Here is a 23,374-nt window from a genome sequence, read left to right as displayed (position 1 = left end):
CTGCGGAGGCGGCGGACGTCAGGCCGCCAGGACCGAGTGGGTCACGTGCGACCGGCGCGCGAAGACCTGGCCCTCGAAGATCCGCCGGGCTGTCCGCTGCACCCGGGCGACCGGCCCGGGCTCCAGCCGAACCACGAGCTGGCCGGAGGGATGGGCGAGCGTGATCGGCACCGGCGGCGCCAGGGGTCCAACCATCTCTGCGGCGATGGTTCCGGGCGTGAGGCACGCGGTTGCAATCGCGACGGCGCCGGTCACCGCCAGCGCGCTGTGGCACTCGTGCGGCATGAAGTATCTGACGTTCAACGTCGCCTCGCCGGCAGAGGCAATCAGAACCGGCTTCGGGATCACCATGTTCGCGGCATCTGGAAAACCCATCAGGCGTCCGGCCTCGACGCGCAGGCTTTCGAGACGCGCGCGGAAGCCGCTGTCGACGAAATCCGATGGCGCCTCGCGGCCGGTCCATCCCAGATCCGCCGCGCGGATCAGCATGACCGGCATCGCCGCGTCGATGCAGGTCACCTCGATCCCATCGATACGGTCGACCGGTCGTCCCGTCGGCAGCAGGCGACCGGTGCGCGCGCCGGCCGCGTTGGGAAAGGACAGCTCGATGGGCGCGGCCGTTCCCGGCACGCCGTCGATCCGCGCCTCACCCTCGTAAGTCACCCGCCCGCCGGGAGTGGCAACCGTGGCATCAATCAGCTTGCCGGTGTTGACATTGTGGATGCGCACATGGGTGCGATCGGCGGTCGCGGCGACCAGGCCGGCTTCGATTGCGAACGGTCCCACGGCCGCCAGCATGTTTCCGCAGTTTGGCGAGGTGTCGACGATCCCTTCGCGGACACGGACCTGGGCAAACAGGTAGTCGACATCGGCGTTCGGTACTGATGCGGGTCCGACGATCGCGACCTTGTTGATGACGGCATTGCCGCCACCGATTCCATCGATTCCAAGATCGTGCCCGCCTCCCATCACCGACAATAGGAGCTCATCGCGCATCCTGGGGTCGGCCGGAAGATCGCGGGCCAGGAAAAACGGCCCACGCGAGGTACCCCCGCGCATGACCACACAGGGAATGGCAATTTGATCGTTCATGGCGCTGTTCCGTTCGGCGACATCTTCGCCCGCACCGGAACATCCACCCTCCCAACTCTTTTGTGAAATGCAAATATCTGATGTAATGTTTCAATTATCGAAATAATGGAGCCCCGCCATGAACGCAGAACTGCTCGACCTCAAGGCGTTCATCACCGTCGCAGAGACGGGCAGCTTTGTCCGGACCGCCAAGGCGGTGAACCTGTCGCAGCCTGCGCTCAGCCGCCGCATTCAGAAGCTGGAGGAAAGTCTCGGCGCACCGTTGCTCGAGCGGTCGACACGCCACGTCAATCTCACCATGACCGGCCGCGACTTGCTGCCGAAAGTGCGGCGCCTCATCGACGAGTTCGAGACCTCGGTGCTGGCCATCCACGATATCGGCGCGCGAAGTTCAGGCCTGGTCTCGGTGGCCGCGGTCCCGACCGCGGTGTTCTACTTCCTGCCGCGTGCGATCGGCCGGTTTGCCGAAGCGTATCCGCGCATTCGCATCCGGATTCTGGACATCGGTGCCAACGAAGGACTGGAAGCGGTTGCGCGCGGAGAAGTCGACTTCGGCATCAATTTCATTGGAGCTTCGCATGCCGAGATCGAATTCGAGAAACTGGTCGAGGATCCTTTCGTGCTGGCTTGCCGTCATGACCATCCGCTGGCTTCCCGCAAACAGGTGAGCTGGCGGGAGATCGCGCCGCACCGGGTCATCACCGTCGGTCGCAACAGTGGCAATCGCGCGTTGATCGACAATGCGCTGGCGCGACACGGCCTGCAGCTGAACTGGTCCTACGAAGTCGCTCACCTCTCCGGCTCGCTTGGTCTGGTCGAAGCGGGCCTCGGCATCGCCGTGCTGCCGAGGCTGGCAACGCCTGCCGCCGGCCATCCGATCATTCACACCGTCAGCTTGACCGAGCCGGAAGTGTCGCGGACGATCGGCATCGTACGCAGGCGCGGGGCGACGCTATCCCCTCATTCCAGCCAATTCCTCAAGATGCTGCTGGAGGCATGGCGCTCTCCTTCCCCGACCAACGGACAAGGCAAGCCGCGCTCCCGATCCGCCGAGGCAAGTTCGAACACAGCTTCGGCGGGCGTGAGGCGGAAACGCTGACAGCCGCGGCAGAGTGCCGGGCAGGCAATTCCCGCTCGAAGCGGAGTTCCTCGGATCAATCCGTCCAGGTGCGTCAGGCCGAAGCCGCACCTCACGGGGCGAATTGATTGCCGCGAATTGATGCGGCGATTGGATCGATGCGCGCGTTAAGCATTTGTGCGAGCCCTGTCCCCACGACATTGGTCTGACAAGATGGCGCTAGATCGGACTTCCGCCATGCGCTAGTGTTTTATACGACCGGTTAAAAACACCGGCCGTTTGAGGGAGAAAAACGTGAGATCCAAGGTTATTGGCGCAGTTTCATTGGCGGTCGCTGCGGTCGGACTGTTTGCAGCCGCCGCACCCGCTTTTGCGCAGCAGAAGACGATCACGGTCTGGTGGGTGAAGGGTTTTTACAAATCCGAGGATGACGCGCTGCTCGCAGCGATCAAGAAGTTCGAAGACAAGAGTGGCATCAAGGTCGAACTGTCGCAATATGCGGTTCAGGACATGATTCCGAAGACCGTCGCAGCACTGGATTCAGGCACGGTGCCTGACGTCGCCTACTCCGACACATATGACGTGCAAGCGGCCGGCAAGTGGGCGTTCGAAGGCAAGCTCGAAGACCTCTCCGACATTCTGCTGCCCATGAAGGACGCGTTTGCACCGAACACGTTGGAGACGGCCCTCCTCTACAACGACCAAACCAAGAAGAAGGGCTATTACGGCTTCCCGCTCAAGCAGCAGACCATGCATGTCAACATCTGGAACGACATGCTGGAGAAGGCCGGCTTCAAGCAGAGCGACATCCCGACCAAATGGAATGACTACTGGTCGTTCTGGTGCGACAAGGTCCAGCCGGGCATCCGCAAGGCGACTGGCCAGCGCCTCTACGCGATCGGACAGCCGATGGGTGTGGAGTCCACCGACGCATTCCAGTCGTTCTACACTTTCATGGACGCCTATAACGTCAAGTTGGTCGACGACGACGGCAAGATCACGGTCGACGATCCCAAGGTCCGCGACGGCCTGATCCATGCGCTCAAGGATTACACGGACATCTACACCAGGGGCTGTACGCCGCCCTCTTCGACCACCTGGAAGGACCCCGACAACAACGTCGCCTTCCATAACAAGACGATCGTGATGACTCACAACTTTACGATCTCGATTCCGGCGAAATGGTATGAGGACTCGATCAATCCGGCACTCACGCAAGAGCAGCGCGACGCGGGCAAGAAGGCCTATGAGCAGGACATCATCACCACCGGATTCCCCAACAAGCCGGACGGCACGCCGATGAAGTACCGCTCCGACGTCAAGACGGGTGTGATCTTCTCGGCCTCCAAGAACAAGGCGGAAGGCAAGGAGTTCATCAAGTTCCTGATGCAGGAAGAGAACCTGAAGCCCTATGTCGAAGGAGGACTCGGACGCTGGTTCCCGGTCACGAAGGCGAGTCAGCAAAGCCCGTTCTGGCAGGCCGACAAGCACCGCAAGGCAGCCTACACGCAGTTCACCGGTGGCACGATTCCGTTCGACTTCACCAAGAACTACAAGTTCACGATCCTGAACAACGAGAACGTGTTTGCCAAGGCGATGAACCGGGTGGTCAGCGAGAAGATCCCGGTCGACAAGGCCGTCGACGAGATGATCGCCCGCATCAAGCAAGTCGCAGGCTAAGTTCTATCCCTCCCTCTCCCCGCTCGGCGGGGAGAGGTATAAGAACAACACCGGCCGCGCTTTGCGGCCGGCTTCTCTTTGAAGAGTCCGAAAAGAATGGCGATTACGCTCTCTGGTGATCAAGCAGTCCCCGCGCCACCCTTGTCGTCGCGGCTGACCCCGGCGCAGGTCTGGGGCATCGTGCTGCTCGCGCCCTACTTGCTCGTGTTCCTCGCTTTCGTCGTCTATCCCGTCAGCTACGGCCTGTGGCTGGCGCGCCATCCGGCGAGCTATGTCGAGCTTTACAACGACCCCGTGTTCGCGCGTGCCGCAATCAACACGCTGATCTTCCTGGTCATCGGCATCAACATCAAGATGTTGATCGCGCTGGTCCTGTCCGGCTTCTTCGCCCAGCAGCGCACCTGGATCAAATGGTTGTCGGTGATCTTCATCCTGCCCTGGGCGGTGCCGTCGATTCCGACCATCCTGTCGGTGCGGTTCATGCTCAACCCCGAATGGGGCATGGTGAACCATTTCATCTTCACTTTCACCGGTGACGACGGCCCGAACTGGCTGAACGACCCGACCATCGCGCTGACCATGGCGATCGCCGTGCACATCTGGAAGTCGCTGCCGTTCTGGACGCTGATCCTGATCACCGGCCGCCTTGCGATCCCGCATGATCTGTTCGAGGCCGCCGAGGTCGACGGCGCCAGCTGGTGGCAGAAATTCCGCTTCATCACCTGGCCGTCGATGCAGACACTCTACGTGACCTGCACGCTGCTCTCGATGATCTGGACGCTCGGCGACTTCAACAGCGTCTATCTGCTCACCGGCGGTGGCCCGGCCGACCTCACACATGTGCTGTCGACACTCGGCATCCGCTATTTGCGGCTCGACCAGCTCTCGCTCGCGATGGCCTCCATCGTCTGCGCGATGCCGTTCGTCCTGCCGCTCGTGTACTTCATGATGAAACGGTTGTCGCGATGAAGCTTCCCGGCGTAAGTGAATTTTCCTGGCGCGACGTCGCGACCGAAGCGCGGCTGCTGCTGATCGGCATTCCCGTCTTCCTGTGGACGATGATTCCGATCTATCACATGTTCCTGTTCGCGATCTCGCCGAAGGAAGACGCGTTCTCGGGCAAGCTGTGGCCGGACCATCCGACGCTGCACAACTTCGAAATCGTGTTCAAACAGCAGCACTATTTCCTGCGTGACTTCTATGTGCAGTTCTGGAATTCGGTGGTGATTGCGGCCGCCGTTGGCGCGCTGACACTGGTCGTCGCCACGGCCGCGGCGTTCTCGATCTCGCGGCTGAAGGTGCCGGGCGGACGCGTAGTGTTGAATCTCGCGCTGTTCACCTATTTCATCCCCGCGGCATTCCTTGCCGTGCCGATGTACCGCACCATGGGCAATTACGGTCTGCTCAACAATCATTGGTCGCTGATCCTCGCCATGGTGACGATTGCCTCGCCTTACGCGATCTGGGTGCTGAAGCAGGCCTCCGACAAGCTGCCGGTCGAGCTGGATGAGGCCGCCGTGATGGACGGCGCCACCACGTTGCAGATCTTCCGGTTGGTCTATCTGCCGTTGATGATGCCGTCGCTGGTCGCGATCGGCACTTACGCGGTGCTGCTCGCCTGGAACGAATATCTTTACGCGTTCCTGCTGCTTTCGAACGATCAGGACATCACGCTGCCCGTAGCGCTCGGCAACTTCCTCTCCGCGGACGATTCGCCGTGGGAGCTGCTTATGACCACGGGCTTCATCTATGCGCTGCCGCCGGCCGCAGTCTATTACGCCTTCCGCCGCTACATGGTGGGCGGGCTGACGGCAGGTGCGGTGAAGTCCTAAACATCCTCGGCGCGCTTCCTGCGATAGGCGAGCAGCAGCGCGATCATCGAGCCGAAGAAGTAGCCGGCGGTCGCGCCCGAGATGGCGCGGCCGACGATGATTGCGAGGGCTCGATCGCCGGCATCGATAGCGGAGATCACGCCTACCGCGTACTGCAGGGTGAACACGGCGAGATTGCGAATCAGGGCGAACGCGCTGCCTGGACGGATAATCTCTCCCGTCTTGTGATCGACATCGAACGGACGTGGTGTCAGCCCCCCGAGCGGCAGCAGAACGAGCGCCGCGACAACCCATGCGACGAGCGGCCATTGGCTGTCCTGATGTCCGAAACCGATCCTCGAAACGCCCCAGACGACGAAAACGACGGGGACGATCAACGCACGCCAGATCGGCGCCTTGCGCGGCTGCATCGCCTTGATTCCCTGCCAGACCAGATAGGCAAGCAACGCCCAGACCCAGAAGGGGGTGTGGATCAGAATCTGGTAAGCAAATGTCATAATGGCCTCCGACTTACAACGGCGCCGCGCTCTCGCCTTGCGAGCTTGACAGCTTTGAAGCGAGCGAGGCGATGACGATGACGACCGCGATCAGGGCGATCACCAGCGTACAGATCGCGTTGATCTCCGGTTTCACGCCGAGCCTCACCTCGGAATAGATCCGGATCGGCAGGGTTGCCGAGCCTGGTCCCGTGGTGAAGCTCGCGATCACGAGGTCGTCGAGCGAGAGCGTGAAGGCGAGCATCCATCCGGCGACGATCGCAGGCGCGATCAGCGGCAGCGTCACCGACAGGAAGGCGCGGACGGGCGCGCAGCCGAGATCCATCGCAGCCTCCTCCAGCGACCGGTCGAGCGAGCCGAGGCGCGACTGCACGACGACGGCCACGAAGCACATCGTCAGCGTGGTGTGGGCGATCGTCACCGTCCAGAAGCCGCGCTCGGCATTCAGCGCGACGAACAGCAACAGCAGCGACAATCCCGTGATCACCTCCGGCATCACCAGCGGCGCATAGAGCATGCCGGAGAACAGCGTGCGGCCGCGAAAGCGCTCCCCGCGCGACAGTGCCACCGCCGCCAGCGTGCCGGTCAGCGTGGCGATGGTCGCGGATGAGACCGCGACCCGCAGGCTCATCCAGGACGCCTCGATCATGGCGCGGTCAGCGAAGAACTCGTGATACCAGCGCAGCGACCAGCCGCCCCACACCGTCACCAGCCGCGAGGCGTTGAAGGAGTAGATGACGAGAATGAGAATCGGCAAGTAGAGGAAGGCCAGCCCCAGCGTGAGCGAGGCAATGTTGAAGCGGGACAGGCGGGAGATTTTGCGCATCTCACCCCTCCTCCAGCTGCCGCCGCTGCAGTCGCTCATAGAGCAGAAGCGGCAGCAGCAGCACCACAAGCAGGATGATCGCCGCAGCGGAGGCAACCGGCCAGTCCTTGTTGGTGAAGAATTCCAGCCACAGCGTCTGGCCGATCATCAGCGAGTTGGAGCCGGCGAGAAGATCCGGGATCACGAACTCGCCAACGATCGGGATGAAGCAGAGCAGCACGCCGGCGCCGACGCCCGGCAGCGATAGCGGGAAGGTGACGAGCCAAAACACCTGCCACGGCGGCGCGCCGAGATCGCCGGCCGCTTCCTCCAGCGCCGGCTCCATCTTGGCGAGCGTGGCATAGAGCGGCAGGATCATGAACGGCAGATAGGAATAGACGATGCCGATATACATCGCGGTGTCGGTGGAGAGCCACACCACCGGCGCGCTGACCAGATGCAGCGCCAGCAGGATCTGATTGAGCAGGCCGTCATGCTGGAGGATGTTGATCCAGGCATAGATGCGGATCAGGAACGAGGTCCAGAACGGCACGATCACCAGCACCATCGCCACCGCCTGCCAGCGCTTCGGCAGCCGCGCCATGCCATAAGCAATGGGATAGCCGATCAGCAGCAACAGAGCGGTCGCCGTCACGGCAACGGTCAGGCTGCGCAGATAGGCGAACACATAGATGTCGTCGGAGGCGAGCAGCCTGAAATTGTCGATCGAGAGCGCGGCAAAGGCCGCCCGGATCGCCGACCAGCCCGCCGTCAGGTCGAACACCGGCTCGTAGGGCGGCTGCGCGATCGCGGTCTGCGACAGGCTGATCTTCAGCACGAAGCCAAACGGCACCAGGAAGAACAGCACCATCCAGACATAGGGCGCGATCGCGGCAAAGCGCGCCGGTCGCGCAAATATCCGGCGCGCGCTCATGACGGCAGCACCATGCAATCGTCGGGCGTGAACCAGGCGACGATTTGCTGGTTCAGGCTGTAGGCATCGACGTCGAGGCGCGCGCTGTTGGCGACCGAGGCCTGCACCATTCCGCCCGTATCGAGCCTCACCTTGTAGGTGGTGGTGCCGCCGAGATAGCAGATGTCGGCGATCACGCCGTCGAGCTGGTTGATCGCGGTTTCATGACCGGCCTCACTTGCGGGACCACGACGCGACAGCTTGACCTTCTCGGGGCGGATCGCGACCGAAAATCTGCTCTCGCCGACGGGCTGGCGCGGCTCGGCCACCACCAGCGTGCCCGCATCACGCGTGCCAATGATTAGGCGATGGCCGTCGCGCAATTTGGACTCGGCGTCGAACAGATTGATGTCGCCGACGAACTCCGCGACCCAGCGCGACCGCGGCGCTTCATAAAGGTCGCGGGGGCCAGCGACCTGGGCGAGCTTGCCCGATTTCATCACGCCGATTCTATCAGCCATCGTCATCGCCTCTTCCTGGTCGTGGGTGACGATGATGAAGGTCATGCCGAGCCGGCGCTGCAGCTCCATGAGCTCTCCTTGCGTGCTCTCGCGCAGCTTCTTGTCGAGGGCTGCGAGCGGCTCGTCGAGCAGCAGCAATTGCGGCCGGCGCGCCAGCGCGCGGGCCAGCGCGACACGCTGGCGCTGGCCGCCGGAGAGCTGATCCGGTTTACGTTTCTCCAGCCCCTCGAGCTTCACCAGCGCGACCATCTCGGCAACACGCGTTGCGATCTCGGCGCGCGCCATGCCGGCGCGCTTGAGGCCGAAGGCGATGTTGTCGCGCACCGACAGATGCGGAAACAGCGCGTAGTTCTGGAACATCATGTTGATGGGCCGCTCGTGCGGCAGCGCCTGCGCGATATCCTTGCCGCCGAGCAGGATGCGACCTTCATCCGGCGCCTCGAAGCCGGCAAGCATGCGCAGCAGCGTGGTCTTGCCGCAGCCGCTCGGCCCCAGCAGCGCGAAGAACTCGCCTGCCTTGATGTCGAGCGACACGCCGTCCACGGCACGGAAGGTTCCGAACGTCTTGGCCACGCTCTCGATGCGCAGCAAGGGCGCACCCGCGGCCGGATACGCATCTCCGGCCGTTTTCTCCCCGGCATCCGCTCTCGGCAACTCGTCAATCATGGTCCCTGCCAACCCCAATGCCGCCGCACGCTAGCGGCGGATCGGCCTTTGCTCAACCGGTTCGAGACGGATCCGCCATGAACGCTGCCAGCGCATCGCGGTCCGCCGCGGGCATGGTCAGGCCGAGCTTGGAGCGGCGCCACAGGATGTCCTCGGGGAAGCGCGCCCATTCGCTTGCCATGAGATAGCGGACCTCGGCACCGGTCAGGTCGGGACCGAAAGCGGGACCGAGCTCGTCGCGAGTCTTCGCCTCGCCCAATACGGCCGGCAATCGCGAGCCATAGGCCGCAACCAGGCGCCGGGCCTGTGATTCGGAGAGAAAGCGCCAGCGGTGGCACGCAAGATCAACTTCGGTCTCGAAACGATCCCAGGCGAAATCGCCACCGGGCAGTGCCGCGCCTGAAGTCCATGGCCGCGACATCGGGTAGAACGGCGTCAGCCGCGTCACCGCCCGCTCGGCGCGAAAGCGCGAGGTCGTGACATCGCCGCCGAACATCGTCAGCAGTGGTGCCTTGCGCCGGCGCGCGTGGAACAACGTCGTCCCGTCGCGTCGCCGCGCGGACGCGGGCGTCAGATTGACGCCGGATACCGTGCGCACCACGTCGGTCGGAGCGACGCGCTCGCGGAAATAACGGCTTGCCGCCTCGCAGAGATAGCTGACATCGGCGCCGGGCATCGCAACAACAGCGGGATCACCGGTAAATTCATGCGTGACAGTGCCGATCAGGGTGAAGTCGCGCTCGAACGGGCTGGCAAAAATAAGTCGACCGTCATGGTTCTGGAACACATAGACGTTGTCGGAATCGAACAGCCTGGGCACGATGATCTGGCTCATCTGCATGGCGGCCAGGGCCGGTTGCGGTTGCCGCAACACGGTCTCTGCGACCATCGACGTCCAGCCGCCGGTGGCATTGGCCAGCGCACGCGCCGTGATCACCCGGCGATGGCCGCGATCGACCAGCGCGAGGCGCCAGATGTCGGTCCGGTCGGCGCGCACGCAGCGCGCCCCGGTCCGGATCGCGGCGCCACGCTCGGCGGCATCCAGCGCCGTGAGCACCACCAGGCGCGAATCGTCGACGACACAATCGGCATATTCAAAGGCGATGCCGAACGGGCGTTTCAGCGCATTGCCGACCGGATGATGCGTGATGTCGAGCGTGGCCGATGCCGGCAAGCCGCCCCGGCTCGTCAGTGCGTCATAGACATATAGCCCCGCGCGCAGCAGCCACGGCGGACGCTCGTCGGAATGGGCGGGGATCACGAAGCGCATCGGCCGCACCAGATGCGGCGCGATCCGGAGCCAGGTCCGCCGCTCGGCCAGCGCCCGGCGCACCCGCCGGAAGCCGCGCCGCTCCAGCACCGACAGATCGCCATGGATCAATCGTGGCGTCGCCGATGAGGCCGCAGCAGCCAGATCGCCCTGCTCGATGAGAATGACCCGCAGACCGCGCCCGGCCGCATCGCGCGCAAGGCTGACACCGTTCAGGCCGCCGCCGATGATCGCGAGGTCGTAATCTGCCATGAAACCGTCGAAGCGAGCGAAGTGCCCTCTTCATTAACCGGTCTTGAGCGCAAGCTCCATGGCCTCGGCGCGGCCGACGAGGCCGGCATATTGCCCGATCGGCAGCGGCTTGCCGAGCAGATAGCCCTGCACACCGTCGCAGCCTTCGCGAGCGAGGAAGGTGAGCTGGTCGACCGTCTCGACGCCCTCGGCGATGATCGACATTTCGAGGCCGTGGCCGAGATCGATCACGGCGCGGACGATCGCGGCCGATTGCGGGTTGCGGCCGAGATTGATGATGAAGGCGCGGTCGATCTTGATCTTGTCGAACGGGAACGCCTGCAGATAGCTCAGCGAGGAATAGCCGCTGCCGAAATCATCCATCGAGATGCGCACGCCGAGCGCCTTGAGCCGGCGCAACAGCGCCAGACCGCGATCGAAGTCCTCGATGAGGACGCCCTCGGTGATTTCGAGCTCGAGCCGGCCGGGCGCAAGTCCGGTCTCGATCAGGATCGAATGGACGAGACCGACCACGTCGCCGTGCATGAACTGCGCCGGCGACAAATTGACCGCGACCTGGAGCGGCTTCGGCCACGACGCCGCCTCGCGGCAGGCCTCGCGCAGGATCCACTCGCCCATCTCGACGATCAGGCCGCTTTCCTCCGCGATCGGGATGAATTCGGCCGGCGAGACCTGGCCGCGCACCGGATGCTGCCAGCGCGCCAGGGCCTCGAAGCCGATGATCTCGCTCTCGGCGACGCTGTTGCGCGCGATACCCTGCGGCTGGAAAGCAAGCGAGAGCTCGCCATTCTTGATCGCCATCGAGAGGTCCTGGTGCAGCACGCGGCGGTCGCGGATCTGCTGGTCCATCTCGGGCTGGTAGAGGCTGATCGTTCCGCGCGACTTCTGCTTGGCGCGGAACAGGGCGGCGCCGGCATTGGCGAGCAGCGCGGCACCGTCGGGGCCATTATGCGGGAAGATCGACATGCCGGTGGTGATGCCGGCGCGGACGGCGCGGCCGTCGATGTGGAATTCCGGCGCCAGTGCCTCGCCAAGCTGCTGCGCCAGCGCAAGGCCCATGTCGGGCTGCTTGCCGTCGATGATCAGGCCGAATTCGTCACCGGACAGACGCGCCACGAGGCCGCCGCGTGCGGTGTCCTGGAGCCGCTGGGCCACCTCGACCAGCAGCTTGTCGCCAAGCGCATGGCCGAACACGTCGTTGACCTCCTTGAGGCCGTCGAGATCGACGCAAAGAACGGCGAATTCCTCGTCAGTCCCCTCGCAGGCCTCAATCATCTGGTTCAGTGCCTGAAGGAACGCGGCCCGGTTCGGCAGGTCAGTGAGTCCATCATGGTAGGCCATGTGCGCCATGCGCGACTCGGTCTGCCGGCGATTGGTGACGTCCTCGTGGGTCTTGATCAGATATTGCGGCTCGCCGGCGTCGTTGAGCACCGTGGCACGCCGGGTCAGGAACAGGCGCAGGCCGTCCTTGGTGGAGATCGGATGCTCCTCGGTGATCACCCCGCGCTTCTTGATCGCGGCCTCGTCGCGCGCGATGATCAGCTTGGCTTCCTTGGCATTGAAGATGTCGGAGGCTGTCAGGCCGGTGGCTTCCTCGCGCCGGCGGTTCAGAATCGTCTCGGCGCTGCGGTTGGCGAGCAGGTAGCGGCCGTCCTTGACCTGCTCCACGATCAACGCGACCGGAATGTTGTCGACCACGAGCTCAAGGAACTTCTTGGTGCTCTCCAGCTCCATCGACAGCGATTGCCGATCGGTAATGTCCTCGAACACGATCAGCAGGAATTGCGGCTTGTCGCTCTCGTTGCGGACCACGATGCGGATCGAGGCAACCCGGCGTCGTCCCGAGCTGCGCTCGACCTCGAACTCGTTGCGATATTGACCATCGGGCGCCGCAAGCGCGGCGCTGTCGGTCGCCTCGATGGAGGAGGCGGAATCGGACGAGAACAGCTCGCGCGCGTTCTTTCCGACGACCTGGTCCCGCGAAAAGCCCCAGAAGCGCTCATAGGCGCTGTTGGCAAAGATGTAGCGGCCGTCCTCGATGTTCTTTGCGGCGACGCAGGCCGGCACGTTGTCCAGCACCGTTTCCAGGAATTGCTTGGTCGAGGCGAGCTGCCGTGACAGCGCGCGCTGCTCGCTGACGTCGAGATGGGACGCCACCGACCCGCCATTGGGCAGCACGAAATATTTGACCAGGATGGCGCGACCGTCGGGCAGTTCGGTGATCAGGCCGTTGGGACTTGCCGCCTTCTCGTAGAAGTCGTCATCGGAGACGCCGAGGACCCCGCGCTTGCGCCGCAGGCCGAGGATGTCATAGCCGGTCATGCCGGTCCACAGGTCCGAGCGCGCCAGCCCGTAGATCTCGAGATAGCGGTCGTTGCAGAAGATGATGCGCCGCTGCGCATCCGTCATCACCACGCCCTGGTTCAGATTGTTCATGGCGGAGGAGATGAACGCGTTGCGGCGCAACTGTGCCCGCTTGCTCCGGCGCAGCGCGGAATGGATCCACAGCGCGATGGCGACCAGGAACGCACAGACGGCAACGCCCCCGATCAGGGCTTCCCAGATCAGATTGGGATCGATATCGCCAAGATGGCTCGGCGGCGTGAGGCCGTCCGCATAGGCGCGCGAAGGCGCGACCGCGCTGGTCAGGCACACGACGGCCTGCACAGCAATCGGAAGCATGCTGCCTTCGTGCCAGTTCTTCTCAGCCATCAGCCACCCGCGATTTCAACTGCGGATTGTCTGGCTTCACGGGTTTGGATCGGGTAAACGCCTGTACGTCCAACAGAAAAATGTGACGTGAAATACGGCAATTGCCCTGACATGATAAATGCTTCCTTAACGGAAATCGGCCGCGTAGCACGTTTTCCAGGCAACCCGGCGCCATCGGCCCCTTCAGCGGGACTTCTGCAAAACCATGGATAGGGTCGACTGCGTCGTCATCGGAGCCGGCGTCGTCGGGCTCGCGGTGGCCCGGAAGCTCGCCCAGGCGGGACGCGAGGTGATCGTGCTCGAAGAGGCCGAGGCCATCGGCACCGTCACCTCCTCGCGCAACAGCGAGGTGATCCATGCCGGGATCTACTACCGGGCCGGAAGCTGGATGGCGCGCATGTGCGTCAGCGGCAAGCATGCGCTTTACCGCTACTGCGGCGAGCGCGGCATCCCACACAAGAACTGCGGCAAGCTGATCGTCGCGACCAATCCGAAGGAAACCGAGAAGCTGCAATCGATCAAGGCGCACGCCGAGGCCAATGGCGTGCTCGACATGCAGTTGCTCTCCGGCGAGGCCGCGCGTGCGCTGGAGCCGGCACTGGCCTGCGACGCCGCGCTGCTGTCACCGTCGACAGGCATCATCGACAGCCATGCCTACATGCTCTCGCTGCGCGGCGAAGCTGAGGAAGCGGGCGCGGCCTTCGCGTTTCACACGCCGCTGATCCGCGCCAAGGCGGAGGCCGGCGTGATCGAGATCGAAGCCGGCGGCGAAGCGCCGATGACGCTGCAATGCGACCTGCTCGTCAACGCCGCCGGGCTTTCGGCCACGACCGTGGCACGCCACATCGACGGCATGCCGATCGACCGGATTCCGCCGGCCTATCTCGCCAAGGGCAATTATTTCAGCTGCAATGCGCGCGCGCCGTTCTCGCGCCTGATCTATCCCGTGCCCGAGCCCGGCGGGCTAGGGGTGCATCTGACGCTGGACATGGCAGGCCAGGCGCGCTTCGGCCCCGACGTCGAATGGATCGAGACGATCGACTACGAAGTCGATCCGTCACGCGCCGAGCGCTTCTATCCGGCGATCCGCAAATACTGGCCGACGCTGCCCGACGGCGCGCTGATGCCGAGCTATTCGGGCATCCGCCCGAAGATCGTGCCGCCCGCAGTCGCCACGCAGGATTTTCTGATGCAGGGTCCACGCGACCATGGCGTCGCGGGTCTGGTCAATCTGTTCGGTATCGAATCGCCGGGACTGACATCCTCACTCGCGATCGCGGACCACGTTGCTGAGCTCGCAGAAATCTAGCGCCGCTTTCGAGCGAAGCGGATGCCGGTTCGCGTCAGGAAGACGCGCCCGAATAGAGATCCTCCACCGCGCAATGATGATCGCGCAGTGTACATCTGACAGCCAGGGATGAGCGCAAAAGCTCCCATCCCTGCCTGAAAGGATATGATCAAACTCTACGCTGTTACGGGGGTTACTAGTGAAGCGTGTCGCCGGTTTGCTTCAGTCGTTCGATCTGGTCCTTGACCATCAACTTGCGGCGCTTCAACTCAACAATTTGCAGGTCGTCTGTTGAAAGGTGCACGAGAGCTTCGTGCAATTCGTTTTCGAGAGTTTTGTGCTTCCGTTCCAATTCAACCAGATGTGCCTGAATTGTCATTCGAAACCTCCTCGGCAGGGGTGAACCTTGGATTCGATCCGGACAGCGAAGTGTACATCACCGATTCGTTCTGTCGATATGTATCCGTCGTCGCACCGTCATTTTTGAAAAATCATATGTAACGAACCGTGAGTAAGGAACCACTCGGCGAAAATTCCATGATATCAATGCGCTTGCGCCACGCGCTCGCGAATCGTTGAAATATCTTGCGAGGGAGCGGTGCGCGAAGGTCGCAGATCGCTTGCGATCACGCCGCGCAAGGACGATAATTTCCACAGGGCATCCACAGCCTTAATCTCAAGCCTATCGGTTTTCGGCCACCGCAGACATGACCCATGAAGACGAGCGTGAGCTCGAAGCCGAGCTCACCCGGTTGCAGCAGGAACACCGAGATCTCGATGCGGCGATCGATGCACTGCATCAATCGCCCGCCCCCGACCTGTTGCGGCTGCAGCGATTGAAGAAACGCAAGCTGTTGTTGCGCGACCGTATCGCCTTCATCGAAGACCAGATCACGCCCGACATCATCGCCTGACCCACAGCGGTTGCGGATCGCCGCGATGAATCCGCTTGACTCAAAAAGAACAAAAGAAGAACATAAGTCCACCCCGACGCCCAGGAAACGTCCAAGAACAACCCGCAAGGACACCGCAAATGTCAGTCCCAGCCCTTCTCGACAACAGCCACTATGAACAGGCCTGCGACCAGGCGATTGCGATGTGCGACGGCAATCTGCGCAGCACCATCAAGGCGCTGATCATGGCCAACGAATATCTGGAAGCCGAGCTGGAAGAATTGCAGGCGGCGATTTCGGCCGGCTGCATTCCCGAGGCATCACTCAGCAAGATGCGGGGCAAGAGCAGCGCCGCCTGAGTATTACAGGAGCAACGCCATGTCCGACGTGACCTACTACGTTGCAATGCCCTTCCTGATCGATGCCGACGGATCGCCTGTCGCGGGCGCCGCGGAGGAATGCCAGAGCTCAACGGCCGCGCTGCGGCGCGCCGAGGCTCTGGCGCACGGTGCCGGCCATATCGGCGCGGTCGCGTTCAGCCGTAGCGGCGATCCCATGACCGGCGAATTCGGTGACGCCACGCTGCTGCGCAAATTCGGCAACGTGCCGGAAGATCTGGCCACGCTGTAAAGTTAGCTGCTCACGAGCCTGATCCGCGGCTCGTGCCGCCGATGCGCCTTGCGCACATACATGGCGGCATCAGCCTCCTCCAGTGCGCGTACAGGATCGGACTGCGCGCCGAGCAGCGCAACACCGGCAGACGCGCCCGCCGTCACATGCTGGCCGCGAAAGACAAACGACAATTCGTCGATCGCCTGCTCGAAGATGGCGGCCTTCGCCTTTGCGTCGGTCTCGCTGAGATTCCAGAGCAGCAGGGCAAACTCGTCGCCACCGAGACGGCCGACCACGTCGGAGGCGCGAATCTGCCGCGTCAGTGTCGCGGCGATCGCCTTCAGCACCTCGTCGCCGGCGGCATGGCCGAAGGCATCGTTGATCGGCTTCAGCCGGTCGACGTCGAGCACGATCAGCGCGCCGCTGGCGCGGTAGCGCTTCATATAGGCGACGGCGCGCTGGAGCTCGCGCTCGAACCCGCGCCGGTTGGGTATATCCAGCAGGAAATCGGTGTCGGCTGCCGCCTCGAGCTCGGCGATGCGTCGCAGCGCCTTCGTGAGCTTGGTCCGCAGGCCACGGATGGTCGCCTTGCTGCTGTCCTTGCTGGCGGTCTTGGCGACTCGGGCGACGGACCCGCGGGGCGGCGCCGCGGCCGGCTTGGGTGCAGTTTTCGTTCGGCTCCCGCTGGCCTTCCGGCCCTTTTTGGCCTTCGCAGCGGTCGCCCTTTTTGGTTTCTTCATGGGCATCCTGCTCAATGAAGGCTTGCGGGGATTCACCAAGACAGGATAGTGCATTCCCTTCTCCTTGCCACCGCCTTGCGAGCCGCCGGCCGGAACCGTTAATCTGGCCTATCTTCCTGTTTTCCGAGCACAATTGACGTCATGACCGCGCCGATCGCCATCATCATGGGAAGCCAGTCGGACTGGGAGACGATGCGGCACGCCGCCGACACGCTTGCCGCCCTCGGCGTTGCCACCGACACCCGCATCGTTTCGGCCCACCGCACCCCCGACCGGCTGTTTGCCTTCGCCAAGGGCGCCAAGGCCGAGGGCTTCAAGGTCATCATCGCCGGCGCCGGTGGCGCTGCGCACCTGCCCGGCATGGCCGCGGCGCTGACGGAACTGCCGGTGTTCGGCGTGCCCGTCGAGTCCAGGACGCTGAAGGGCATCGATTCGCTCTATTCGATCGTACAGATGCCTGCCGGCATTCCGGTCGGCACGCTCGCGATCGGCAAGGCCGGCGCGATCAATGCGGCGCTGCTGGCGGCGGCCGTGCTGGCCCTGTCCGATCCCGCGCTGTCCGAGCGCCTCGCCGCCTGGCGCAAGGCGCAGACCGAGGCCGTTGCCGAGCGCCCGGAGGACAAGGCGTGACTGACGCAAAGCAGGTGAAGCTGAAGCCCGGCGACACCATCGGAATCCTCGGCGGCGGACAACTCGGTCGGATGCTGGCCATGGCCGCCGCACGGCTCGGCCTGCGCTGCCAGGTGTTCTCCCCCGATCCGGATTCGCCGGCCTTCGACGTCGTGCTGAACGCGACCTGTGCCGAATATGCCGACGTCGAGGCGCTCGAATTATTCGCCCACGACGTCGACGTCATCACCTACGAATTCGAGAACGTGCCGGCCGCAGCCGCCATGGTGCTTGACGCGCGCCGCCCGGTTCTGCCCAACCGCAAGATCCTCGAGACCACCCAGGACCGGCTCGCGGAGAAGGATTTTGTCACCCGGCTCGGCATCGGCACCGCAGCCTATGCGGACGTGACGTCAGTCGCATCGCTGCGCGAGGCGATCGTCAGGATCGGCCTTCCCGCGGTGCTGAAGACCCGCCGCTTCGGCTATGACGGCAAGGGCCAGGCCATCATCCGCGAGGGCGACGACATCGCGAAAGTGTGGACCAGCCTCGCCACCAAATCGGCGATCCTGGAAGCCTTCATTCCGTACGAGCGCGAGATCTCCGTGATCGCCGCGCGTTCGGCCACAGGCCAGGTCGAGTGCTTCGACGTCACCGAGAACGAGCACCGCGACCACATTCTGAAGATCTCCCGCGCGCCCGCGCCGATTCCAGACGCGCTAGCCGAAGAGGCGCGCAGCATCGCCGGCAAGATCGCAACCGCGCTCGACTATGTCGGCGTGCTCGCGGTTGAGATGTTCGTCCTCGCCAACGGCGGCGGATCGAAGGTGCTGGTCAACGAGATCGCTCCGCGCGTGCACAATTCCGGACACTGGACGCTCGACGGCGCGTCCGTCTCCCAGTTCGAGCAGCACATCCGCGCCATCGCCGGCTGGTCGCTCGCCAAGCCGGTGCGCCACGGCGAGATCGTCACCATGACCAATCTGATCGGCGACGAGATCTACGATTACGAGCAGTGGCTGAGCGTGCCGGGCGCGACCGTCCACATCTACGGCAAAGGCGCCCCGCGCCCCGGCCGCAAGATGGGCCACGTCACCGAGGTCAGGCCGCCGAAGTTCAAGTAGCGGGACCGCAGCTTCGTGCTGCGATCCCGCCTGTCAGCTACGCCGTCTTCACGCCCGCGACGACGCCCGCGGGCTCCTCGCTGAGCCAGCGATAGATCACCCCGCCCAGCGCGCCGCCGATCAGCGGTGCGATCCAGAACAGCCAGAGCTGCGACAGCGCCCAGCCGCCGACGAACAGTGCGGGGCCCGTGCTGCGCGCCGGGTTCACCGACGTGTTGGTGACGGGGATGCTGACGAGATGGATCATCACCAGCGCAAGTCCGATCGCGAGCGGCGCGAAACCCGCGGGCGCGCGGCCGTGGGTCGCGCCCATGATGACGAACAGGAACATCATGGTCATCACGACCTCGGTGACGAAGCAGGCGACCATGCTGTACTGGCCAGGCGAATGCACATCATAGCCGTTGGAGGCAAAGCCCTTGGTGACGTCGAACCCGGGCGCGCCGCTCGCGATCACAAAGAGCAGCTCGGCCGCAACGATGGCGCCGCAGACCTGCGCAATCACGTAAGGCAGGATCTGGCCCGCGGGAAACCGCCCGCCCGCGGCAAGGCCGACCGTGACGGCCGGGTTGAGGTGGCAGCCCGAGATATGGCCGATCGCATAGGCCATGGTGACGACGCTGAGGCCAAAGGCCAGGGACACGCCCACCAGGCCGATGCCGACCTGCGGAAAACCGGCGGCGATGACCGCGCTGCCGCAGCCTGCGAATGTGAGCCAGAACGTGCCGATGGCCTCGGCAGCATATTTCTTCATGTCCATGTGGCGTCTCCCCTGATTTCAAAGATTTTCGGAACTATGTCCGCTGCGGCCCCATATTGGCGCCAAATCTCCCAAATCAGGGCCGCACGAGAGCATTTTCGCCGCATTTAATGGCTGAACTTGGCCCGAAAACCCGCTTGGCAGGTGGACATCCCGGGTTTTGTCTGATACATCCGCGCGCTCAAGGTTAAGGGCTTGCGCGTTTCGCCATCCCCTTTGACTTACCAGAATTCAAATCCGATCCACTGAAGAGGATGCCGCGTGCAGGTTCTCGTTCGCGATAACAATGTCGACCAAGCCCTCAAGGCGCTGAAGAAGAAGATGCAGCGCGAAGGCATTTTCCGCGAGATGAAGCTCCGCGGTCACTACGAGAAGCCCTCCGAGAAGAAGGCTCGTGAAAAGGCCGAAGCCGTGCGCCGTGCGCGCAAGCTGGCCCGCAAGAAGCTGCAGCGCGAAGGCCTGCTGCCGATGAAGCCGAAGCCGGTGTTCGGTGCTGGCCCCGGTGGCGAGCGTGGTGGCCGTGGCGGCGCCGGTGCAGGTCCGCGCGGACCGCGCTGAGATTGCCGATATTGCAGGATTGAGTTTTCGATAACGCGGGCTCCTGGCCCGCGTTATTCTTTTGTGAGCGGTGCCTTTCTGGGACCGGGCACGACAGATGCGGCGTTAAAGCGCGATGAGATTAGGATTATTTGTCATCGCGCTTTAGGTTGTTGTTCGAGCATGATCTCCGCGCAAACGCATTCTGCATTTGTCGCGAGGGAAATCCCCTGCACACTTTTCCGGATCATGCTCTAGCGCGAGCGAACCGTAGATGGCCTCCCCTTTCCCCAAGCCCGGCTTGGCGCGGCTACGCCGGATCTGGCGTCAGCCGGTTGCGCTGACCCTGATGGGGATCGCATTGTGCGGCTGCTCCTTCGATCTGGGCTCGCTGATGCCGGAGAAGGACAAGCCGCAGGAAGCGCCCAAGGCGGCTGCCGCTCCAGACAGCGCAGTCAGCGCCGCCAACGTTGCTGAGGCCCAGACCCACACGGCAAAAGCGCAAGACCTGGCCAAGTCAGGCGAGACCCAGGCGGCGCTTGACGAGTTCAACCGCGCCGTCGCGCTCGATCCCTATAATGCGCAGGCGCTCTACGGCCGCGCCCTGCTCTACCAGGGCAACAATGAGCACGACTTCGCGATCGCCGATTTCGGTGCCGCGAACGGCCTCAATCCGCAGAAGGCGGAGCCATTGCTCGGCCGCGCTGTCAGCTATCTCGCCATCGGCAAGGTCAAGGAGGCGGCGGCCGATCTCGACGAGGCCTCCGAGGCCGACCCCCACAACGCCCAGATCTGGACGACGCGCGGACAGGCCTATGAGCGGCTGGGCGACAAGACCAAGGCGGCTGCGTCCTACAACAAGGCCGTCGCGTTGCGCCCACGCGATGACGCCGCCCGCAGCGGCCTCGCCCGCGTCGGCGGCTGACTGGTCTTCTCAAGCTTGGATTGGCGGCGCTTTCGGTTGCGCGAACGGGATCCGCGTCCGCTCGACAACGCTCGACGAGAGCGCAGGCGCCCCATTAATCGGGGGTGGCGCCCTTCGGCAGAACCGCGTGGAACATCGACTTCATGCCCGACAGCATTTCGTCGGCAACATTGGTCTTGGGCCGTGGAGCGGCCGCGCCGGCATCGGCACGCAGGTCGAGCGGCGGTGCGATCATCGGCACGGGAATATCGGCCGGCGGCGTCAGCCGATTCGGGTCGTCGTTACCAACCGAGGCCGTGTAAGGCGGATTGGACTGCGACGGGCCATTGCCATAGGCCTCGGGCGACGGCGTCGACACATTGATCGGCGGCGGCAACGGACGCACCGTCGACGGCACAGCAGTCACCGTTCGGGGGGCTTCCGGTATCCGGGACGCTTCCTGCACGGCAGGCTCCGGCGTCCGCTCGGCTGCCTTGGCCTCGGCGGGCTTGGTTTCCGACGATTTGGCCTCCGCAGCCTTCTCGGCGGCCTTGCCTTCAGGGGACTTGCGCAGGCGCTCGATCGCCGCCCGCGCCAGGTCGTTGGCATCGGGGGTCGCGGCCGGCGCCGAATTGGCCTCGACCACCGGCGCGGCCGGGGACGCCGCCGGAGTGGGCGTGACCGGGGAAGACTTGGCAACCGACTTCTCATGCGCCGGGCTACGGCCGTGCGGAGCGGTCTCGCCGGGAGCCACGTCCGCAGCCTTGGTCTCGGCGGGTTTCTCGACCGCCGGCTTGTCCGCCGCGCTCTTCTCGGAAATGCTCTTCTCGGAGACGCCCTTGGCCTTCACGCCGGGGCCCGGGAGGTTGGCCACATCGGCGGGCTTCTTGCCGGCACCGGCAGGCGCCACCACCGCCGCCGGCGTATCCGCCGCTGGCTTGGCGTTGATGTAATGATTAACGATGTACGCCCCGATGATCGTCGCGAGCACCGAGGGGAAAATATCCATCGAGATTTTAGCGAGGTATTTCAGCATTTCTCGGCCACTCCCCGCGCGATCTGATGCGGGAACTTTGGGGCATTGTAAGGGATCAACTGCGACGGATCGATGGCAAAGTTTACGCGTGCCTTACGGCTTCAGCTCAATCTCAAGGAACACGATCTCGGTTGAGGTTTCGTTAAGTACGTCGTGTTGAACGCCGGCCTTGCGGAAGTAGGATTTTCCGGCCGCGAGCTGCGCCTTGGAACGCTCGCCGCCCGGCGCCACGATGGTCATTTCGCCGGCAACCACGGGAACGATCACGTAGTCCATCCCATGGGTGTGATGCCCCGTGGCGCTGCCCGGGGCGAGCCGCCATTCGGTCACCCGGACATCGTCGTTGTCGACCTGAACCTCGGACTGGGCGGCAAGCATCGGAACCTCTCTTCAGGGGGATCGGCTCAGGGCACGAACACCATGAACGCGTAGACGGCAAATACCACCATATGAACCAGCCCGAACAGGACGTTGGTCCTGCCCGTGCCGAAGGTCAGCATGCTCAGGAAGAATGTCAGGAACAGTAGCGCGGTGTTCTGGGGATTGAGCCCCAGCACCAGCGGCCGGTCGATCACATAGGTGGCAAGTCCGACCGCCGGGATAGTGAGGCCAATGGTGGCGAGCGAGGACCCCAGCGCCAGATTGATGCTCTTCTGGAGGTCGTTCTTGCGGGCCGCGGCGATCGCGGAGACGCCTTCCGGCATCAGGATCAGCAGCGCGACCAGGAGGCCCGCGAACGCCGGCGGAGCACCGATCCTGTCGGCGACCGCGTCCACCACCAGCGAGAATTTCTTGGCAAGCAGCACGACGGCCAGGAGCGAGATCAGCAGCAGCGCGGTGCTCAGCGCCAGCATCTTGCCCGACAAATGGGTCCCGCCGCTCTCACCCTCAGCTTGCTCGTGAACGAAGTAATCCTTGTGCAGCACCATCTGCGTGTAGAGGAACACGCCATAGAGCACGATGGTCACGAGGTCGACGACGCCGAGCTGAAGCGTCGAATAGACCGGCCCCGGCGTCGTCAGCGTGTAGTTGGGCATGATCAGCGTCAGCGTCGCGAGCGCAATCAGCACGCTGAGATAGACGTTGGCGCCGGAGACCTGAAAGCCCTGCTCGCGGTAGCGCAGCCCGCCGATGAAGACGCAGAGGCCGACGAGGCCGTTGCAGACGATCATGACCACCGCAAACACGGTGTCGCGCGCAAGCTCCGGCGCCGGCTTGTCGCCCAGCATGATCGTGGTGATCAGCGCGACCTCGATGATGGTCACCGCGAGCGTGAGCAGCAGCGTACCGAACGGCTCGCCGATCCGCTCCGCGATCACCTCGGAATGATGCACGGCCGCGAATACGGTGCCGAACAGGATCACCAGCAGGACGATTGCGAACAGGCCGCCGCCGGCCGACAGGGTGAAGCCGTAGCCGGTCACGGCAACGATCAGGAACAGAAGCACCGCCAGGGCGGGGAAGATCCAGGACGACCGCGGCATCGGTCCGTGTGCGCTCATGCAGGCGATTCCTTCATTGGGCCGACCGATTATGCGCGAGAAGATCGCGCC

At 63.8% G+C, this 23,374-nt stretch carries 25 protein-coding genes; 12 read left to right on the top strand and 13 right to left on the bottom strand.

Annotation, left to right across the window (positions count from 1 at the left end):
- Positions 1 to 18: 18 nt before the first annotated feature.
- Positions 19 to 1,092: a 4-oxalomesaconate tautomerase gene (locus XH89_RS06460; protein WP_194466271.1), complete on the bottom strand. Its 1,074-nt coding sequence runs from the start codon at positions 1,090 to 1,092 to the stop codon at positions 19 to 21.
- 118 nt (positions 1,093 to 1,210) lie between these two features.
- On the opposite strand from XH89_RS06460, the gene XH89_RS06455 reads away from it, so the two are divergent.
- From XH89_RS06455 to XH89_RS06440, 4 genes are all read left to right on the top strand, one after another.
- Positions 1,211 to 2,191, top strand: coding sequence for a LysR family transcriptional regulator (locus XH89_RS06455; protein ID WP_194466270.1), 981 nt, complete (start codon positions 1,211 to 1,213; stop codon positions 2,189 to 2,191).
- 273 nt (positions 2,192 to 2,464) lie between these two features.
- On the top strand, positions 2,465 to 3,850 hold the full coding sequence (locus tag XH89_RS06450) for an ABC transporter substrate-binding protein (protein ID WP_194466269.1): 1,386 nt from the start codon (positions 2,465 to 2,467) through the stop codon (positions 3,848 to 3,850).
- A gap of 96 nt (positions 3,851 to 3,946) precedes the next feature.
- Entirely contained in the window at positions 3,947 to 4,819 is an 873-nt protein-coding gene (locus tag XH89_RS06445) for a carbohydrate ABC transporter permease (protein ID WP_194466268.1), read from the top strand.
- The gene (locus XH89_RS06440) at positions 4,816 to 5,682 is read left to right on the top strand and encodes a carbohydrate ABC transporter permease (protein ID WP_194466267.1); all 867 of its coding nucleotides are present in this window, start codon (positions 4,816 to 4,818) and stop codon (positions 5,680 to 5,682) included. Before XH89_RS06445 ends, XH89_RS06440 begins: the two co-directional genes overlap by 4 nt.
- On the opposite strand, the gene XH89_RS06435 is transcribed toward XH89_RS06440, so the two are convergent.
- From XH89_RS06435 to XH89_RS06410, 6 genes are read right to left on the bottom strand one after another with little or no spacing between them, the layout of a single operon-like run.
- The gene (locus XH89_RS06435; RefSeq protein ID WP_194466266.1) at positions 5,679 to 6,179 is read right to left on the bottom strand and encodes a DUF6622 family protein; all 501 of its coding nucleotides are present in this window, start codon (positions 6,177 to 6,179) and stop codon (positions 5,679 to 5,681) included. The two genes, XH89_RS06440 and XH89_RS06435, sit on opposite strands and share 4 nt — an antisense overlap.
- Before the next feature lie 13 nt (positions 6,180 to 6,192).
- Positions 6,193 to 7,005: an ABC transporter permease gene (locus XH89_RS06430; RefSeq protein ID WP_194466265.1), complete on the bottom strand. Its 813-nt coding sequence runs from the start codon at positions 7,003 to 7,005 to the stop codon at positions 6,193 to 6,195.
- Position 7,006: 1 nt separating this feature from the next.
- Entirely contained in the window at positions 7,007 to 7,918 is a 912-nt protein-coding gene (locus XH89_RS06425; RefSeq protein ID WP_194466264.1) for an ABC transporter permease, read from the bottom strand.
- Positions 7,915 to 9,084, bottom strand: a complete 1,170-nt coding sequence (locus XH89_RS06420) for an ABC transporter ATP-binding protein (protein ID WP_194466263.1) — start codon at positions 9,082 to 9,084, stop codon at positions 7,915 to 7,917. The genes XH89_RS06425 and XH89_RS06420 overlap by 4 nt, the downstream gene beginning before the upstream one ends.
- 52 nt (positions 9,085 to 9,136) lie before the next feature.
- A complete protein-coding gene (locus tag XH89_RS06415; RefSeq protein WP_194466262.1) occupies positions 9,137 to 10,606 on the bottom strand; it encodes a glycerol-3-phosphate dehydrogenase in 1,470 nt (489 codons plus the stop codon).
- Positions 10,607 to 10,639: 33 nt separating this feature from the next.
- Positions 10,640 to 13,318, bottom strand: coding sequence for an EAL domain-containing protein (locus XH89_RS06410; RefSeq protein ID WP_194466261.1), 2,679 nt, complete (start codon positions 13,316 to 13,318; stop codon positions 10,640 to 10,642).
- Between the two features lie 205 nt (positions 13,319 to 13,523).
- Between XH89_RS06410 and XH89_RS06405 the strand changes: the two genes are divergently transcribed.
- Positions 13,524 to 14,627, top strand: coding sequence for an NAD(P)/FAD-dependent oxidoreductase (locus tag XH89_RS06405; RefSeq protein WP_194466260.1), 1,104 nt, complete (start codon positions 13,524 to 13,526; stop codon positions 14,625 to 14,627).
- Between the two features lie 175 nt (positions 14,628 to 14,802).
- Here the strand turns inward: XH89_RS06405 and XH89_RS06400 are convergent, their stop codons facing one another.
- On the bottom strand, positions 14,803 to 14,985 hold the full coding sequence (locus XH89_RS06400) for a YdcH family protein (RefSeq protein ID WP_057757317.1): 183 nt from the start codon (positions 14,983 to 14,985) through the stop codon (positions 14,803 to 14,805).
- Positions 14,986 to 15,313: 328 nt separating this feature from the next.
- Between XH89_RS06400 and XH89_RS06395 the strand changes: the two genes are divergently transcribed.
- The 3 genes from XH89_RS06395 (at position 15,314) to XH89_RS06385 (ending at position 16,129) form a co-directional block, all read left to right on the top strand.
- Positions 15,314 to 15,520, top strand: a complete 207-nt coding sequence (locus XH89_RS06395; RefSeq protein WP_018641547.1) for a YdcH family protein — start codon at positions 15,314 to 15,316, stop codon at positions 15,518 to 15,520.
- 119 nt (positions 15,521 to 15,639) lie between these two features.
- Entirely contained in the window at positions 15,640 to 15,858 is a 219-nt protein-coding gene (locus XH89_RS06390) for a hypothetical protein (protein WP_194466259.1), read from the top strand.
- 19 nt (positions 15,859 to 15,877) lie between these two features.
- Positions 15,878 to 16,129 (top strand): hypothetical protein, encoded by a 252-nt coding sequence (locus tag XH89_RS06385; protein WP_148753968.1) that lies wholly within the window; start codon positions 15,878 to 15,880, stop codon positions 16,127 to 16,129.
- Between the two features lie 2 nt (positions 16,130 to 16,131).
- On the opposite strand, the gene XH89_RS06380 is transcribed toward XH89_RS06385, so the two are convergent.
- A complete protein-coding gene (locus XH89_RS06380; protein ID WP_194466258.1) occupies positions 16,132 to 16,851 on the bottom strand; it encodes a GGDEF domain-containing protein in 720 nt (239 codons plus the stop codon).
- 141 nt (positions 16,852 to 16,992) lie between these two features.
- Between XH89_RS06380 and purE the strand changes: the two genes are divergently transcribed.
- Entirely contained in the window at positions 16,993 to 17,481 is a 489-nt protein-coding gene (gene purE, locus XH89_RS06375; RefSeq protein WP_194466257.1) for a 5-(carboxyamino)imidazole ribonucleotide mutase, read from the top strand.
- The gene (locus tag XH89_RS06370; protein ID WP_194466256.1) at positions 17,478 to 18,584 is read left to right on the top strand and encodes a 5-(carboxyamino)imidazole ribonucleotide synthase; all 1,107 of its coding nucleotides are present in this window, start codon (positions 17,478 to 17,480) and stop codon (positions 18,582 to 18,584) included. Before purE ends, XH89_RS06370 begins: the two co-directional genes overlap by 4 nt.
- Before the next feature lie 37 nt (positions 18,585 to 18,621).
- Here the strand turns inward: XH89_RS06370 and aqpZ are convergent, their stop codons facing one another.
- Complete coding sequence (aqpZ, locus tag XH89_RS06365) at positions 18,622 to 19,344, bottom strand: aquaporin Z (protein ID WP_194466255.1); 723 nt, start codon at positions 19,342 to 19,344, stop codon at positions 18,622 to 18,624.
- 261 nt (positions 19,345 to 19,605) lie between these two features.
- On the opposite strand from aqpZ, the gene rpsU reads away from it, so the two are divergent.
- A complete protein-coding gene (rpsU, locus tag XH89_RS06360; protein WP_194466254.1) occupies positions 19,606 to 19,902 on the top strand; it encodes a 30S ribosomal protein S21 in 297 nt (98 codons plus the stop codon).
- A gap of 253 nt (positions 19,903 to 20,155) precedes the next feature.
- Complete coding sequence (locus XH89_RS06355) at positions 20,156 to 20,806, top strand: tetratricopeptide repeat protein (protein ID WP_194466253.1); 651 nt, start codon at positions 20,156 to 20,158, stop codon at positions 20,804 to 20,806.
- Positions 20,807 to 20,900: 94 nt separating this feature from the next.
- Here XH89_RS06355 and XH89_RS06350 read toward each other — a convergent pair whose 3' ends face one another.
- From XH89_RS06350 to XH89_RS06340, 3 genes are all read right to left on the bottom strand, one after another.
- Complete coding sequence (locus XH89_RS06350) at positions 20,901 to 21,821, bottom strand: hypothetical protein (protein WP_194466252.1); 921 nt, start codon at positions 21,819 to 21,821, stop codon at positions 20,901 to 20,903.
- A gap of 93 nt (positions 21,822 to 21,914) precedes the next feature.
- Positions 21,915 to 22,199 (bottom strand): cupin domain-containing protein, encoded by a 285-nt coding sequence (locus XH89_RS06345; protein ID WP_194466251.1) that lies wholly within the window; start codon positions 22,197 to 22,199, stop codon positions 21,915 to 21,917.
- A gap of 26 nt (positions 22,200 to 22,225) precedes the next feature.
- Positions 22,226 to 23,323, bottom strand: a complete 1,098-nt coding sequence (locus XH89_RS06340) for a calcium:proton antiporter (RefSeq protein ID WP_194466250.1) — start codon at positions 23,321 to 23,323, stop codon at positions 22,226 to 22,228.
- Positions 23,324 to 23,374: the final 51 nt, after the last annotated feature.

Source organism: Bradyrhizobium sp. CCBAU 53340 (assembly GCF_015291645.1).
In the GTDB taxonomy this organism is placed as follows: Bacteria; Pseudomonadota; Alphaproteobacteria; order Rhizobiales; family Xanthobacteraceae; genus Bradyrhizobium.
Note: the sequence above shows the minus strand (reverse complement) of the source record. Positions and strands in the feature narration are given on the sequence as shown.

What these genes read in the sequence shown, in the direction of transcription:
- XH89_RS06405 (WP_194466260.1), top strand. Translation starts at nt 13,524, where the DNA reads ATGGATAGGGTCGACTGCGTCGTCATCGGAGCCGGCGTCGTCGGGCTC.
- XH89_RS06445 (WP_194466268.1), top strand. Translation starts at nt 3,947, where the DNA reads ATGGCGATTACGCTCTCTGGTGATCAAGCAGTCCCCGCGCCACCCTTG.
- XH89_RS06415 (WP_194466262.1), bottom strand. Translation starts at nt 10,606, where the DNA reads ATGGCAGATTACGACCTCGCGATCATCGGCGGCGGCCTGAACGGTGTC.
- XH89_RS06435 (WP_194466266.1), bottom strand. Translation starts at nt 6,179, where the DNA reads ATGACATTTGCTTACCAGATTCTGATCCACACCCCCTTCTGGGTCTGG.
- XH89_RS06420 (WP_194466263.1), bottom strand. Translation starts at nt 9,084, where the DNA reads ATGATTGACGAGTTGCCGAGAGCGGATGCCGGGGAGAAAACGGCCGGA.
- XH89_RS06430 (WP_194466265.1), bottom strand. Translation starts at nt 7,005, where the DNA reads ATGCGCAAAATCTCCCGCCTGTCCCGCTTCAACATTGCCTCGCTCACG.
- XH89_RS06455 (WP_194466270.1), top strand. Translation starts at nt 1,211, where the DNA reads ATGAACGCAGAACTGCTCGACCTCAAGGCGTTCATCACCGTCGCAGAG.
- XH89_RS06410 (WP_194466261.1), bottom strand. Translation starts at nt 13,318, where the DNA reads ATGGCTGAGAAGAACTGGCACGAAGGCAGCATGCTTCCGATTGCTGTG.
- XH89_RS06425 (WP_194466264.1), bottom strand. Translation starts at nt 7,918, where the DNA reads ATGAGCGCGCGCCGGATATTTGCGCGACCGGCGCGCTTTGCCGCGATC.
- XH89_RS06460 (WP_194466271.1), bottom strand. Translation starts at nt 1,092, where the DNA reads ATGAACGATCAAATTGCCATTCCCTGTGTGGTCATGCGCGGGGGTACC.
- aqpZ (WP_194466255.1), bottom strand. Translation starts at nt 19,344, where the DNA reads ATGGACATGAAGAAATATGCTGCCGAGGCCATCGGCACGTTCTGGCTC.
- XH89_RS06345 (WP_194466251.1), bottom strand. Translation starts at nt 22,199, where the DNA reads ATGCTTGCCGCCCAGTCCGAGGTTCAGGTCGACAACGACGATGTCCGG.
- XH89_RS06390 (WP_194466259.1), top strand. Translation starts at nt 15,640, where the DNA reads ATGTCAGTCCCAGCCCTTCTCGACAACAGCCACTATGAACAGGCCTGC.
- XH89_RS06385 (WP_148753968.1), top strand. Translation starts at nt 15,878, where the DNA reads ATGTCCGACGTGACCTACTACGTTGCAATGCCCTTCCTGATCGATGCC.
- purE (WP_194466257.1), top strand. Translation starts at nt 16,993, where the DNA reads ATGACCGCGCCGATCGCCATCATCATGGGAAGCCAGTCGGACTGGGAG.
- XH89_RS06350 (WP_194466252.1), bottom strand. Translation starts at nt 21,821, where the DNA reads ATGCTGAAATACCTCGCTAAAATCTCGATGGATATTTTCCCCTCGGTG.
- XH89_RS06380 (WP_194466258.1), bottom strand. Translation starts at nt 16,851, where the DNA reads ATGAAGAAACCAAAAAGGGCGACCGCTGCGAAGGCCAAAAAGGGCCGG.
- XH89_RS06400 (WP_057757317.1), bottom strand. Translation starts at nt 14,985, where the DNA reads ATGACAATTCAGGCACATCTGGTTGAATTGGAACGGAAGCACAAAACT.
- XH89_RS06395 (WP_018641547.1), top strand. Translation starts at nt 15,314, where the DNA reads ATGACCCATGAAGACGAGCGTGAGCTCGAAGCCGAGCTCACCCGGTTG.
- XH89_RS06355 (WP_194466253.1), top strand. Translation starts at nt 20,156, where the DNA reads ATGGCCTCCCCTTTCCCCAAGCCCGGCTTGGCGCGGCTACGCCGGATC.
- XH89_RS06440 (WP_194466267.1), top strand. Translation starts at nt 4,816, where the DNA reads ATGAAGCTTCCCGGCGTAAGTGAATTTTCCTGGCGCGACGTCGCGACC.
- XH89_RS06340 (WP_194466250.1), bottom strand. Translation starts at nt 23,323, where the DNA reads ATGAGCGCACACGGACCGATGCCGCGGTCGTCCTGGATCTTCCCCGCC.